This is a genomic window from Paenibacillus sp. FSL H3-0333, assembly GCF_038002805.1.
Lineage (GTDB): Bacteria > Bacillota > Bacilli > Paenibacillales > Paenibacillaceae > Paenibacillus_AQ > Paenibacillus_AQ silagei.
This window is the reverse complement of sequence record NZ_JBBODG010000001.1, coordinates 104666-119137: the sequence shown is the minus strand read 5'-3', so window position 1 is coordinate 119137 and position 14472 is coordinate 104666. Positions and strand designations below refer to the sequence as shown.

The 14472-nt window shown below is 54.9% G+C and carries 10 protein-coding genes; 7 read left to right on the top strand and 3 right to left on the bottom strand.

Going from position 1 to position 14472, the window contains the following annotated elements; genetic code table 11:
- Positions 1–67 precede the first annotated feature (67 nt).
- Positions 68–1498, top strand: coding sequence for an NAD(P)/FAD-dependent oxidoreductase (locus MHH78_RS00505; protein ID WP_341166296.1), 1431 nt, complete (start codon positions 68–70; stop codon positions 1496–1498).
- Between the two features lie 70 nt (positions 1499–1568).
- Positions 1569–3086, top strand: a complete 1518-nt coding sequence (locus MHH78_RS00500) for a methyl-accepting chemotaxis protein (protein ID WP_341166295.1) — start codon at positions 1569–1571, stop codon at positions 3084–3086.
- 100 nt (positions 3087–3186) lie between these two features.
- Here the strand turns inward: MHH78_RS00500 and MHH78_RS00495 are convergent, their stop codons facing one another.
- Entirely contained in the window at positions 3187–3396 is a 210-nt protein-coding gene (locus tag MHH78_RS00495) for a hypothetical protein (protein WP_340757494.1), read from the bottom strand.
- 567 nt (positions 3397–3963) lie between these two features.
- Between MHH78_RS00495 and MHH78_RS00490 the strand changes: the two genes are divergently transcribed.
- The 5 genes from MHH78_RS00490 (at position 3964) to MHH78_RS00470 (ending at position 9572) form a co-directional block, all read left to right on the top strand.
- Complete coding sequence (locus MHH78_RS00490; protein WP_445668079.1) at positions 3964–5568, top strand: LytS/YhcK type 5TM receptor domain-containing protein; 1605 nt, start codon at positions 3964–3966, stop codon at positions 5566–5568.
- A complete protein-coding gene (locus tag MHH78_RS00485; RefSeq protein WP_341166293.1) occupies positions 5565–6296 on the top strand; it encodes a LytR/AlgR family response regulator transcription factor in 732 nt (243 codons plus the stop codon). The genes MHH78_RS00490 and MHH78_RS00485 overlap by 4 nt, the downstream gene beginning before the upstream one ends.
- A 125-nt stretch (positions 6297–6421) precedes the next feature.
- Positions 6422–7678, top strand: a complete 1257-nt coding sequence (locus tag MHH78_RS00480) for an L-lactate MFS transporter (protein WP_445668078.1) — start codon at positions 6422–6424, stop codon at positions 7676–7678.
- Between the two features lie 338 nt (positions 7679–8016).
- A complete protein-coding gene (locus MHH78_RS00475; protein WP_341166291.1) occupies positions 8017–8628 on the top strand; it encodes an RNA polymerase sigma factor in 612 nt (203 codons plus the stop codon).
- Entirely contained in the window at positions 8589–9572 is a 984-nt protein-coding gene (locus MHH78_RS00470; protein ID WP_341166290.1) for a hypothetical protein, read from the top strand. The genes MHH78_RS00475 and MHH78_RS00470 overlap by 40 nt, the downstream gene beginning before the upstream one ends.
- A gap of 221 nt (positions 9573–9793) precedes the next feature.
- Here the strand turns inward: MHH78_RS00470 and odhB are convergent, their stop codons facing one another.
- Together odhB and MHH78_RS00460 are read right to left on the bottom strand one after the other, a co-directional pair.
- Positions 9794–11110, bottom strand: a complete 1317-nt coding sequence (odhB, locus tag MHH78_RS00465; RefSeq protein ID WP_341166289.1) for a 2-oxoglutarate dehydrogenase complex dihydrolipoyllysine-residue succinyltransferase — start codon at positions 11108–11110, stop codon at positions 9794–9796.
- Positions 11111–11169: 59 nt separating this feature from the next.
- Positions 11170–14037 (bottom strand): 2-oxoglutarate dehydrogenase E1 component, encoded by a 2868-nt coding sequence (locus MHH78_RS00460; protein WP_076085533.1) that lies wholly within the window; start codon positions 14035–14037, stop codon positions 11170–11172.
- Positions 14038–14472: the final 435 nt, after the last annotated feature.

The window sequence follows — 14472 nt, the reverse complement described above, 5'->3', positions numbered from 1 at the left end:
GAGACGCTTTGCGGACCCTGTCAACCGCAGGCCGAAGCCGTTTCACCTTGGGAGGAACAGAGAAGATATGAGTAAATATGATGTAATTGTTGTTGGAGCCGGTCCGGCTGGAATATTCGCCTGTTATGAATTAACACTGAAGGCCCCTGAGCTGAAGGTGCTGCTGGTGGACAAGGGACATGATATCTACCGCCGCAACTGCCCGATCCTGGAGGAGAAAATCAAGCTCTGTCCGCCCGCCTCCGGCCGCAAGGAATTCGCCGGGTGTCTGCCGGCCTGCTCCATTACTGCGGGCTTCGGCGGCGCTGGTGCGTACAGTGACGGCAAATTCAACATTACCACCGAATTCGGCGGCTGGATGACGGATTATCTGCCTCCTTCCAAGGTGATGGAGCTGATTGAATATGTAGATGGAATCAACCTGGAGCACGGGGCAACCCCGGTCATTACCGATCCGACTACGGAGAGCATTCGCGGTATCGAGCAGCGGGGATATGCCGCTGGGCTGAAGCTGCTGCGGGCGCAGGTCCGCCACCTCGGAACCGAGCAGAACCTGGAGATTCTGAAATCGATCTATGAATATCTGCGGACACGCATTGATATGTTATACAAGACAGAAGTAGAAGATATCGTTACCGTCAAAGAGAACGGAACACACCGTATTACAGGCATTACGCTGAAGAACGGGGAGAGTCATGAAGCTGATCTGGTGATGATCGCTCCGGGACGGGACGGCTCGGCCTGGCTGACAGAGGTGCTGAAGAAGCGCAGGCTCAAAATGTACAATAACCAGGTCGATGTCGGGGTGCGTGTTGAGACCTCGGATGTGGTAATGCGGGAGATCAATGAGCATCTGTACGAGGGCAAATTCATCTTCAATACCTCCGTGGGTACACGCGTCCGTACCTTCTGCAGCAATCCTTCGGGACATGTGGTTGTGGAGAATCACAGTGGAGCGATGGCCGCAAACGGGCACTCCTATAAGGACCCAGCGCTGGGCTCGAGGAATACCAACTTTGCGCTGCTGGTCTCCCATACCTTCACCGAGCCGTTCGACAAGCCGAATGAATATGCCCGGGAGATCTGCAAGCGGGCGAATGATCTGTCCGGCGGCGGGGTCATTGTACAGAAGTACGGGGACATCCTGCGGGGCCGCCGTTCTACGGAGACCCGGATTAAGGAAGGGTTCCTGGAGCCGACGCTGAAGGAAGCGGTGCCCGGTGACCTGGGTCTGGTGCTGCCGTACATCACGATGAAGAGCCTGATTGAAATGGTGGAGGCCTTGGAAAAGGTAACCCCGGGCATCGCCTCCGAACATACGCTGTTCTATGGCGTGGAAGCGAAATTCTATTCCGCCCGTCCGAAGCTGACGGATGAGTTCGAGACCGAAATCTCCGGCCTCTACTGCGGCGGCGACGGGGCAGGCATTACCCGCGGATTGGCCCAGGCCGGAGCGGCTGGCGTGTGGATCGCCCGCGGCATGATGGCGAAGAAATAGTTTCCTTAATTTAACTCTGCTGATATAATGTTAGAATACATAACATGATAGAGTGGAGTGAACGTGCAGAATGGGAATTCGCCGGAGCAAGGCCGCTATCGTTATTATTTTGCTGCTAGGTGTGGGGTTGTATGGCTTATGGATGGAGATGTACTGGGTACATAAGGTTGTCTATCTGCTGCTGATGGTAGCGCTGGCCGGGTTTGCGCTGGATATGGGCCGGGACGGAGTGATTGGAGCCCGGCAATTGGCGGAATCACAGAGCAAGGTAGAGCTGCTGGGCAATGAAATTGTTGTCACCTCGGACCGGCTGCATGGTGCTCTGGAGGAGATTACCCGCCACACTGAAGGGCTTCAGCAGACAGCGGACTATTCGCATGCCTACGAGGTGGAGCTGCAGACCCGCAGCAATGAGGCGAAGGCCAATATTGAGGGGGCTTTTGCCAGGATGGGCGGAGTCGCAGCGGTTACCGGACAGATTGGAGAGCTGACCGTACGGCTGAGTACGGCGATGCAGGCAGCACGTACAGGGATGGCGGGGATGGTGGATTCCCTGAAGAATACAGATGAGGTCATGGAGGAATTGCAGGAGCAGAGCGGAGATATGCTGGGCAAATTCACCGTGTTAAGCGGACATATTGCTCTGGTGGAGGAGATGAACGCCCTGATTGTAAGCATCGGCAATGAGACCTCGCTGCTGGCGCTGAATGCCTCGATTGAAGCTGCGCGGGCCGGAGAAGCGGGCAGGGGATTCGCTGTGGTCGCAGGCCGGATCAGGCAGCTGGCCGATCAGAGCCGGGATTCCGTGGAGCGCTCAACGGCGGTGCTGCGGGATCTCAATCATGGCGTACGGCAGGTGCTGGAGTCGGTCACGAAGGAGCAGACAGCGGTTGCGCATGGAGTGAATGAAGTGGCGAAGGTGAAGCAGCGCCTCGGAGATATCTCGTCTCGGGTGGAGGAAGTTGGGGTCATAGTTACAGAGTCAGCGGCTGCGGCCGAGCGGCAGAGCAGGCTGATCGAAGAGGTGACCGGCGAGTTGAGCGGTGCAGTAGGAATTGTCAATGAGACCATTGCAGGCGTAGACCTGACGCTGGAGCAGGTAACCCGCCAGCGGACACAGATTGGGCAGCTTAATGAGATCAGCGCAAGCCTGCTGCTGGAATCTCAGACCCTGCAGCAGTCGGTGAACGGTATTGCCGGACGCGAAGTCATTGAACTGGGCCAACATACGGCGCGGCTTCAGGAAATGCAGGCGTTGCTTCAGGAGATAGCAGCCAAGCAGGAGATGTGTGCTGCGGATGCGGACGTCCATGGCAGAGTTCTTACAGCCTGTAAGAATAAGGTGCCGGATGTGCAGGCCATCTGGTCCAACCGGACGGATGGCACCTTCATCTACTCGGAGCCTGCGGCCGGGCTGCTGAATGCGAAGCGCCGGGACTGGTGGAACGGGGCGATGGCGGAAGGCCAGTACGTCTCCCAGCCGTATGTCTCGGCCATTACGAAGCGTTCCTGCATTACGCTCTCCAGAGCAATTACGAACGGGGATGGGGAGATTGTGGGTGTGGTGGGGATTGATCTGGCAGTCTAGAGGCATTGAACAGTAGACGCATACTGCGAAATAAGCATTGTGATATTGAGAATTAAAAAAGAAAGGCAACAGCCTTTCTTGGTGTAGAGCATGATGCCTATTATATTGCGGTCAATACTCTGGCGATTACGCCAATCACTATAAATACTACTCCAGTAGTTAGACCCATTAAAGCGTTGCTTTTCAATGCAGGGATATCACTAGTGTCTTTCGATCCACGATTAGCAAAACGTACTAGCTTTGATTCAGGTTTGACGTATTGGAATACTGAAATGGCAAGTAATAGTAAGCCCAAGACCATCATTGTCATTTTTGCACCTCATTCTAAATTGTTGGGAAGATAATTTTCACTCAGCAGCATAATTATAACATTTGCAGTTGAGTGGAGCAAAGGAAGCGCAATTGGCCTCAAAGCGCAGTACGAAGAAACGGCGCAGCAGTTATTTTGAGGGGCTGTTATAGCCCCTATAGATTACTTTCGTTTGTTACGGCCAATTAAGCCGCCCACTATCCAAAAGATCAAAATACCAACAAAGGCAAATACAATCCAAAAAGCTATACGCACAAGCTATCACTCCTTTAAAACAACCTTACGATAATAGTTAATTTTCCGCAATAGAAGGGCTTTTATACCCAGGGAGAGAACAGACAAAAAAAGAGTTGCTTTCGCAACTCTCTCCTGTTGATACAACAAAACACAGTAGCCATGCCAAGCAGCACTCCAATTATGACGTCAACCATTAGAGTCGGATGCGCGGATTGCTATAACCATTATCCCAACTTATAATGGACCGATAGCTTGTCCTATGGAGGCGTGAGTGTGCAATATAATCTGAGTATTCTGCTGCAATTGTTGGAGCGGGCAGCGCTGCTGCTGATGTGTCTGTTCGTCCTGAGCCGGGTGCCGCGGTTCAAGGAGATTTTTGCCAAAGGGGTGCATGCCCCTCAGGAGCTGGCGATTGTCACGGTTATCTTCAGCCTGTTCGCCATCTTCGGAACCTACAGCGGGATTAATGTGGAAGGGTCTCTGGTTAACGTGCGGATTATCGCCATCATCGCCGGAGGGATTCTGTTCGGTCCTTGGGTCGGGCTGATTACCGGGATCCTCTCGGGCGTGCACCGCTTCCTGATCGATATCGGCGGGGTCACCTCGCTCCCGTGTCTGATTACGAGCATTACAGCGGGTGTGGTATCCGGGATCATCTACCGGCGTACTTCGCCTGAACGCCGCTGGATCGCTGCCATTGCTGCCGGGATGGCCTGCGAGGCACTGACGATGCTGCTGATTTTGGTAATGGCTGATCCCCACTCGTTGGGGGTGGATATTGTGTCCAAGATTGCTTTTCCGATGATAATGGGGCAGATCTGTGCCGGGCTGATCGTTACGCTTGTGCAGAGTGTAGAAGGGGAGAAAGAACGGATTGCCGCGAAGCAGTCCAAGCTGGCGCTGGAGATTGCCAATAAGACGCTTCCGTATTTCCGCAGTATTACTCCCGAGTCGCTGCGTACAATCTGCGGAATTATCCAGGAAGATATCGGGGCGGATGCGGTGGCAATTACTGATACCAGAGTCATTCTGGCCTACGTGGGTGTCGGGGAAGAATATTATGCCGAAGCCAATGAGATCATCAGTGAGGAGACGAAGCAGACGCTGAGCAGCGGGGAGATTACCATCCGTGACGACGATACTGAATACATGAACCGTGACATCCGCTCGCTGATCATTATCCCGCTGAAGGAGAAGGGGGAGGTGACGGGATCACTCAAGATCTACTATACCCACGCGCATAAAATCACCTATTCCCTCCAGGCTATGGCGGTAGGGCTGTCACAGATCATCTCCACGCTGATGGAGGTGTCACGGGTTGAGGGGATCAAGGAGATGGCCAACAAGGCCGAGCTGAAGGCACTGCAGACCAGCATCAACCCCCATTTTCTGTTCAATGCGCTGAATGCGATTATCTCCTCGATCAGGATCGACCCGGACAAGGCGCGCGAGCTGATCGTCAATCTGTCGGGGTATATGCGGTATAATCTGGAGCTGACCGATGAGTCCATAGATATCCGGCGCGAGCTGCAGCAGGTGCAGCATTATGTGGAGATTGAGAAGGCCCGCTTTGGCAGCCGCCTGAGCGTTCTGTACGATATAGATGAGGTAGCGGTACGCATTCCGAGTCTGGTCATTCAGCCGCTGGTGGAGAATGCGATTATCCACGGGATTTTGAAGGGGAAAGGGAACGGAACGGTAGACATCTCGGTCAAAGACCACGGAGACAGCGTAAGGGTGCGAATTGCCGATACCGGAGCGGGGATCAGTGAAGAGACGATTGCGAAGGTCTACAGCGGAAGCATGGAGGGCAACAAAATCGGCCTCAACAACGTGCACCAGCGTATCAAGCTGATCTACGGTACAGGTCTGACCATCCGGCGGCTGGCTAAGGGGACGGAAATCTATTTTGATGTGATGAAGGAGCAGCGATGAGAGCGATCATTGTCGAGGATGAAGTGCTGGCAAGACAGGAGCTTACGTATCTGATTCAGACCCACAGCCGGATCAAGATTGCGGCGGAATTCGAGGACGGGCTGGATGCGCTGAAGTATCTGCAGACCGATACGGTGGATGTGATTTTCCTGGATATCAATATCCCTTCAATTGATGGGGTGCTGCTGGCCCATAATATCAGCCGGTTCGCGGTCAAGCCGTATATTGTGTTCATTACAGCCTATAAGGAGCATGCCGCCGAGGCGTTCGAGATTGAAGCGTTCGACTATATTCTGAAGCCTTACAGTGAGACGCGGATCAGAGCGATGCTGCAGAAGCTGGAGGGTGCCATCACGGCCAGAAGCCGCCAGGGGGAAGAGGGGCCGGTGAAGCTGGGCAGCGATAAGGTCAATCTGTGGAAAAATGAAAAGATTATCGTCGTCGATGCAGACGAAATCTATTATGCTTCGGCGCAGGAGAAAACAACGAGTGTGATCACCAAGGGGGAGGAATACAGCATGGCCCTCAGTATCAGTGAATTCCATACCCGCCTGCCGCAGGAGCAGTTCTTCCGCTGTCACCGCTCCTATCTCGTCAATCTGTCCAAAATCAAGGAAATCATCCCCTGGTTCAACAATACCTATCTGCTTAGGCTGCGTGATCTGAATGTGGAGGTTCCAGTCAGCCGCAGCAAGGTGAAGGAATTCAGGCAGATTATGCGTCTCTAACGGCAGTTCATTCCCCGTCAGTGTCATCTCATTCCGGATTTCTCTCAGAAGGAGCTCCTTTCGCTACAATGAAGAGGCAGAGTAAGCCTTGAAGCGACTTCAGAGAGAAAGAGGGAATTCTGATGATAACGGATACAGCCAGTAAACGGTGGCTAATCGTACTAGGTACAGTAATTATGCAAATGGGACTCGGCACCATCTACACCTGGAGCCTGTTCAATGCACATCTTGTCAGTACATTTGGTTTTGAGCTTAGCTCAGTTTCGATAACGTTCTCTATTACCAGCTTTGCCTTGGCCTTCGCCACACTGTTCGCAGGCAAGCTGCAGGACCGGTTCGGTCTCCGCAGACTGACCGCAGCTTCCGGCATACTGCTGGGGCTGGGGCTGATTCTAAGCTCGAAGGCCAGTTCCCTGCCGATGTTCTACCTGCTGGCTGGCGTAGTGGTCGGATATGCGGACGGAACGGCGTATATTACTTCGCTGTCCAACCTGATGAAGTGGTTCCCGAAGAATAAGGGACTGATCTCCGGGGTGTCCGTGGGTGCTTACGGAACGGGCAGTCTGATCTTCAAATACATCAACGGCGGCCTGATTGAATCGGCGGGGGTGTCGGATGCTTTTCTATACTGGGGCCTGATGGTCATGCTGATGATCCTCCTCGGCTCGCTGCTTATCCGAGAGGCTCCGGTGGCTGCACCTGCTGTAACTGCTGCGGGAAACCGGGCATCGTCCGCTTCCGGGGCGGCTCTGCTGCCCAAGGATTATACCGTGAAGGAAATGCTCCGCACGAAGGAAGCGTACCTGCTGTTCGTGATCTTCTTCACCGCCTGCATGAGCGGCCTCTATCTGATCGGTATCGTGAAGGATATCGGTGTGCAACTGGCGGGTATGGATGTTGCGACGGCGGCGAATGCGGTAGCGATGATCGCTATTTTTAATACGGCCGGACGCCTGATCCTCGGCGCATTATCCGACCGGGTAAGCCGGACCAAGCTGATTAGTATCACGCTGGCGGTAACGGCTGTGGCGATGTTTACCCTCAGCTATGCCACACTGAGCTATGGCCTGTTCTTCGCCTGTGTGGCGGCCATCGCCTTCTGCTTCGGCGGTAACATTACCGTCTTCCCGGCGATTGTCAGTGACTTTTTCGGCCTGAAGAATCACAGCAAGAACTACGGCATCATCTATCAGGGCTTCGGGATCGGCGCGCTGTCCGGTTCATTCATCGCCGCCTTCCTCGGCGGGTTCAAGCCCACGTTTAACATTATCGGACTGCTGTGTATTCTGGCTTGCATCCTGGCAGTTTCACTGAAGCCTCCGGTAGCCAGAGCAGCCAAAGCCAAGGGAATGAGCCTGAAGCCTTCACGGCATACGGCTTAACCATATATAGATTAATGTCGGCTTGAGAGAAACGTAAACAAAGAGTATTATACAGAAAAAGAACGGCAGACCAAGAGAATCGTTATGGAGAAGAGATGTCCTTAGTTCCGCTTGAGCGGAGGGGATGTCTCTTTTCTGTTGTGGGCAGGCACGGCCCGAACGGATGTCATGAGCTGGAGGGGCGCAGGGTTGTCTTACCCGAAGAGTTATAATAGGGTGGATGCTTGGACGAATTAGAGCGGGGAATCCTGTGACATGGAGGATTATTTATAGATTATTGTGCCGGAGAGGCACTTTTTGCAGGAGTCAGGTGTTATAGAGGTATTACAAGTAAGGAGGTGAGGGCAACGTTACAGGGACATATACCGGAGGGTCAGCAGGTAGAAGCAGTTATTATCAGGGTGCAGCAGGGAGAGCAGGAATGCTTCTCCTGGATTGTAGATGCTTATCAACAGCCGATATACCGGTACTGCTGCCGGATGCTGGGCAACACACAGGATGCCGAGGATGCGGTGCAGGATGTACTGGTCAAAGCCTATCAATCCATTAGGGGGTACAAGCCCGCAGTCAGCTTCTCGGCCTGGCTGTACCGGATTGCGGGCAATCATTGTTTGAATCTGTTGCGTCAACGAAGGCGTCAAGGGCAGTTCCTGCAGTTGTTCCGCCCTGCCGCTACAGTGGCCGGCCCTGAGCAGGAGCTGGATCAGCGTTTATATAGCCCGGCGCTTGAGAAGGCTATTGGCCGGCTGTCGCTGGAGGAGCGGAATCTGCTTGTTCTGCGGGTGTTCGAAGAACAGAGCTTCCCCGAGATCAGCGCCATTCTGAATATCAATCCCAATGCGCTGCACAAACGGATGGAGCGGATCAAACGTAAGGTGAGGGAAACGATGCAAGCGGAGGAGGGGATATCATGGAACGGACAAGAATCGGTAATGAGTACCAAGATATAAAAGCCGCAGCCATCGGCGTGGAAACGTTGCGTAAGGTTGAGATGACGGACAGGGTGATGGCCCGGGTTCGGGAATTGGGACCGCAGCGTAGTCCGCGCGGGATCAGGTTTGTTAGTAAAACGGCGGCATTCTCAGGGATGCTGGTCATGCTGCTGCTGGTTACAGTGACAGCTTACGCCGCCTCGGAGTATATTCAGATCCGGAATAAGGCGGGTGAGGTGAAGGTGCAGCATGTACCCAAAGATCCGCGTCCTGTAGAGCCGGCGCCGTATTACCAATATGCATCGAAGCTGATGGACTTTGCTAAACCCGGGGAACTGATTGCTTATTTCGTCAGAGGGGAGAAGCTCCCGGAAGGCGCGAAATCTGCACTGCAGTATACAATGAAGGAGCTGCGTCTGACCGATTATTCTGCGTTTCTTGAAGAGATGAAGAAATGGAAGATACCGGTGCTGCCCAAGGAAGCTGGAGGCTATGTGTTTGAGTCCGGCAGAATCACTCCGGGTTCCCCCTCAGAGAAGGAATATGACAACCATCCGCTGTACCGTCAAACCCTTGATGAGCTGATCGCCGAGGCGAGACAGGACACCAGCCGTAATCTGTTCATGAAGGCCATCCCGTGGAACAAGGTGTCGTTCTTTGACAGCATATACACCAAGCAAGGAGCGGTTATTAATATAGCAGTTTCCTTCTTGGGAGGGAGCAATATACAGGTGTATCAGGAGACGAACAACACGCCGGAAAAGCTTAAGGTAGAAGGAAGGGAGATTGTCTACAATCTGGTAAGCAGACCGGACCTGAAACCGGGCTTCAGCTACCATTACCTGAACTGGTACAATGAGCAGCAGGATGCTTACTACACGGTCTCCACTTACGGAGATAGGGAGTTGCCGAAGCAGAAGGTTCTCGACCTGGCAGGTGAATTGATCCGGGGCGGATTATAGAGAGGGTATTCATTCGGGAACCAATCTGTGTAGTCATACAACATTTTTGGATTTTGGTCATTTAAATGAGGCGGATGTTGTATTTTCTAGATGAATTTCATGGCACGAAGGAGAAGTCAGTTATACGAAAAGGCATCCGAAGAGCGTAGCCTACACGCTTCATCGGATGCCTTTTAAATCTTAAGGAAAGATTCGATTTGAAAAGTGATCAAGCCGCAGGCTTAGCCTTCGAGCAGCAGGGATTCCGGGTCCTCCAGCAATTCCTTGACTCTGACCAGGAAGCTGACCGCTTCTGATCCGTCCACGATCCGGTGATCGTAGGACAAGGCGATGTACATCATCGGACGGTTGGCCGTGCGCTCCTCATCCAGCGCGATGGGGCGCAGCTGGATCTTGTGCATGCCGAGAATGCCGACCTGCGGGGTGTTGAGGATCGGTGTGGACAGCAGGGAGCCGAACACTCCGCCGTTCGTGATCGTGAAGGTACCGCCCTGAAGCTCGGGCAGGCTGAGCGTATTGGCGCGCGCCTTGGAGGCCAGCTCGCCGATACGCCGCTCGATCTCTGGGAAGCTAAGCCGGTCGGCATCGCGGACGACTGGTACGACCAGGCCTTCCTTGGCAGCTACGGCAATGCCGATGTCGTAATATTTTTTCAGCAGGAGATCTTCTCCGTCGATCTCGGCGTTCAGCATCGGGTAAGCCTTGAGCGCGCCGATGACGGCCTTGGTGAAGAAGGACATGAAGCCGAGTCCGACCTCGTGCTTCTCCTTGAAGGCATCCTTGCGGCGCTTGCGGATGTCGAGAATGGCGGTCATGTCCACCTCGTTGAAGGTGGTCAGCATCGCGGCCGTCTGCTGCGCTTCGACCAGGCGGCTGGCAATCGTCAGCCGCCGCCGCGACATGCGCTTGCGCTCGGTGGCTTTGCCGTCCTCGGCGTGCGGCGCCTTGCCCGCTGCCTGCGGAGCGGGCTTTGCCGGCTCCGGCCGCACGGCCGCCGGAGCTGCTGGCGCAGCGGCCTGCGGCCCCGCTGCGCCATGACCATCCACATCGGCCTGACCGATCCGGCCGATTGGGTCGCGGGCACTGACCTCGCCGAGGTCGATGCCCCGCTCCCGCGCCAGCTTGCGCGCCCCCGGCGAAGCCAGGGCCGCAGTGCCTGCCGCCGCACCTTCGGCGGCGGCTGGAGCCGTTACCGCAGCGGCCGATTCAGCCGCTGCGGCACTTGCGGCAGCAGCAGGCGCGCTGCCGCTCTGCAGTGCATTATCTGCTGCAGGCTTGCCCCCGCTGGCAGCACCTGCCCCGGCGGCGCTGCCGATGATGCCGATGGCTTCGCCAACGGCAACGTTCTCGCCCGCCTGGCGCAGGATGGAGGAGATGACGCCGTCCTCCTCCGCACTGATCTCGAGATTGACCTTGTCGGTCTCAAGCTCGGCAAGCACATCTCCCTGGCCGACAGTGTCGCCTTCTTTAACCAGCCATTTGTAGATCGTTCCTTCGGAAATCGATTCGCCCAAATCGGGTACTTTTATCTCGGACACAGGCCGTACCTCCCCAAATATAGTGGTGTGCGTGATATCGGATGACCGCCTTGCTGTGCTCAGGAAGACGGTACAGGTGCTTGCACTGCAGCATTCAATTTCAGGGCTTCCCGGACAATGCGCCGCTGCTCGAAGCTGTGGACATCTGCGTAGCCGCTGGCCGGACTGGAACGGTCCGGACGGCCGATATACTGGACAGTGACCTTCTGCGGTGCGATGGCGCGCAGCCGGGATTCGGCATACGTCCACCCGCCCATATTCTTCGGTTCTTCCTGCACCCAGACGATCTCCTCCAGAGAGCTGAAGCTGCTAAGGTGAGCGCCAAGCTCGCGTTCCGGGAACGGATAGAGCTGTTCCATGCGCAAAATGTGCAGCCAGGAGAAGTCCTGTCCGCGCGTTGCCTCCAGCTCCGTCTGCAGGTCGATGGCCACCTTGCCGCTGCATACCACGAGGCGCTTCACGGCTTCCGGCTTACTGCCGAGCAGCGGCTCGGGAAGAACCGGCTGGAAGGTGCCCGAAGCGAGGTCCGCTCCGGCTGAGGTGCTGCGCGTGTTACGGATCAGGCTCTTCGGCGCCATGATCACCAGCGGCCGGGCATCCGGTTGTCCGCAGAGCGCGGCCTGACGGCGGAGCAGATGGAAATACTGCGCAGCGCTGGTCAGGTTGGCAACAGTCCAGTTCTCCTCGGCGGAGAGCTGAAGGAACCGTTCCATTCGGCCGCTGGAGTGCTCTGGTCCTTGGCCTTCATAGCCGTGAGGCAGCAGGATCGTCAAATTGCTGCGCTGCGTCCACTTGGCACGGCCGGCGGAAATGAACTGGTCGATAATAACCTGAGCGGCATTGGCGAAGTCGCCATATTGAGCCTCCCAGATGACGAAGGTCTCCGGTGCGAACACGTTATAACCATATTCGAAGCCGAGGACAGAGGCCTCGGACAGCGGACTGTTGTAGACGCCGAAGGAAGCGCCGGAATCACTCAGCTGATGCAGCGGAGAATAGAGTTCGCCGTTCTCGCTGTCATGCAGCACCAGATGGCGGTGGGCGAAGGTGCCGCGCTGTGAATCCTGTCCGCTGAGGCGGATCGGCGTGCCATCCTTCAGGATGGTAGCGAAGGCCAGTGTCTCTGCCAGCGCCCAGTCTACCCGCTCTCCGTCATTCAGCGCATCCTTGCGGCGCTGAAGAATCCGTTCCAGCTTCGGATAGACCTTGAAGCCTGCCGGTACGCGCAGCAGCTCGCGGTTAATCTCCTGCAGACCGGCCAGAGGGAAGGCTGTCGGACGCTGCTGGGGACTGCTGTTATCCAGCGCGACGGCGGTTTTGGACTCCGCATTCTTCTGCTTGCCTTCCTTCATCTGATCGAAGGCCTGCTGGAGGACGCTCTCCGCCTCGGCAATCATGTTCTTCAGATCATCGGCTGTGATTACCTTCTCGCGCTCCAGGCGTTCTGCATAAGCGCGGTACACAGTAGGGTGGTTCCGCACCTTGCCGTACACAATCGGCTGGGTCGTCTCGGGATCATCCATTTCATTATGTCCGTGGCGCCGGTAGCCGATCAGATCAATCAGGAAGTCCTTCTTGAACATATGGCGGTAAGCGCTGGCCAGACGGACTGCGGCAATACAGGCTTCCGGGTCATCGGCATTGACATGCACGACCGGAATCTCATACCCTTTGGCCAGGTCGCTGGCATAATGGGTGGAGCGGGAATCCTCGCTCTCTGTGGTGAAGCCGATCCGGTTATTGACGATAATATGCACGGTACCGCCATTCTGATAACCCTGCAATTTGCCGATATTAAGCGTCTCAGCGACAATACCTTCGCCAGGGAAGGCTGCATCGCCGTGCATCAGCACAGCCATAGCCTTGCTTGTGTTCAGCTTAGGCAGTCCCGGAGCGTTGCGTTCTTCCTGTGCGGCGCGTGTGAAGCCCTCGACTACAGGATTGACGAATTCAAGATGGCTCGGGTTATTGGCCAGCGTGATCCGGGTACGTACGGTCTCGCCTTCGCGGACGGCACGGTCAGCCCCGAGATGGTACTTCACATCACCGCTCCAGCCGTAGGTCACGCCCATGGAGCCTTCTGAAGGGAACAGCTCTTTGTTCGGCGAATGATGGAACTCTGAGAAAATAATATCATAAGGCTTGCCCAGAATATGGGCCAGCACATTAAGTCTTCCGCGGTGGGCCATACCCATCAGGATATGCTCTGCGCCGTCATGCGCGGCAGCCCGCACAATCTCATCCAGCATCGGCACAAGGGCATCATTGCCCTCCAGGCTGAAGCGCTTTTGGCCGACGAAGGTCTTGTGCAGGAAGGTCTCGAAATGCTCCACCTGAACCAGCCGCTTCAGCAGCTCTTTGCGTTCTGTATTATTCAGCGGAGCCGGGGAGGTCATCGATTCCGCCTGGCTGTTGAGCCAGCGCAGCTCGCGTTCATCATGCACATGCCCGAATTCATAAGCAATGGTCTGTGTATAGGCCTGGCGCATTCTGTGGACGGCATCCATCGCGGTATGCACATCCGCAGGGGCATTATCCCAAATCAGCGAAGCGGGCAGGGCATTAAGATCCTCGCGGGTAAGCTCGTAGGTCTCCAGCTCCAGCCATTTGGCCATCGGGTTCGTGCTGCGCTCCAGCGGGTCAATGTCTGCGGCCATATGGCCATATATTCGAATATTGGCGATCAGCTTCGAGGCCTTGACAGCCTTCTTGAGCCACTCGGCATCTGCTGATACGGCAGGCCTTGGTGCCCTCTCGGCATCGGGTGCCAGTGGAGGGGGGCCGGATACGGTGAAGAGATCGCGGTAATGCTGTTCAACAGAAGAGGGGTCCTTGACAAATTGCTCATATCTTTCTTGGATGTAGCCCAGGTTGGGGCCGTAGTATTTGCTCCATACTGTGTCGTTATAGGGCTCTTTGACTGCCATGAATAGGTCCTCCTAACGGATAAACTCCACGCGAGGCATCCAGTGTGCCACTTGGCGGAGCTGCAAATGTTTGCGGTTTCATTCTCACCTTATTGTGCTACTTTCCGGCGGGGTAATCAATTCATACTTTCGGTCAATCCGTTCGCAATTTGGCATGATTCATTACAGTATTCATACGGAACTATCATAAATAGAAAAAACACATATAACAGCCCGTTATACATACAAATGGGTAATTGTCTCTATACGATGTTGCGTGAAGCGGTAAGTCGGGGCGGATGGGGTTCCCTTTAGTATAATTAAACTATTAGCTAGTGTTTGAACTTGGAACTGGAAATATTTATACAAGCCGCTGGCAATTTCAGCTAAGTTTCCTCACATTTTTTCATAAAAAAATTCCAGAAAACGACACACTAATTGCATATGATCTTGTAT

Bases quoted from the DNA above. Each gene is read 5' to 3' on its own strand.
- MHH78_RS00470 (WP_341166290.1), top strand. From the start codon at position 8,589: ATGGAACGGACAAGAATCGGTAATGAGTACCAAGATATAAAAGCCGCA.
- MHH78_RS00495 (WP_340757494.1), bottom strand. From the start codon at position 3,396: ATGACAATGATGGTCTTGGGCTTACTATTACTTGCCATTTCAGTATTC.
- MHH78_RS00500 (WP_341166295.1), top strand. From the start codon at position 1,569: ATGGGAATTCGCCGGAGCAAGGCCGCTATCGTTATTATTTTGCTGCTA.
- MHH78_RS00505 (WP_341166296.1), top strand. From the start codon at position 68: ATGAGTAAATATGATGTAATTGTTGTTGGAGCCGGTCCGGCTGGAATA.
- MHH78_RS00490 (WP_445668079.1), top strand. From the start codon at position 3,964: ATGTGTCTGTTCGTCCTGAGCCGGGTGCCGCGGTTCAAGGAGATTTTT.
- MHH78_RS00485 (WP_341166293.1), top strand. From the start codon at position 5,565: ATGAGAGCGATCATTGTCGAGGATGAAGTGCTGGCAAGACAGGAGCTT.
- MHH78_RS00460 (WP_076085533.1), bottom strand. From the start codon at position 14,037: ATGGCAGTCAAAGAGCCCTATAACGACACAGTATGGAGCAAATACTAC.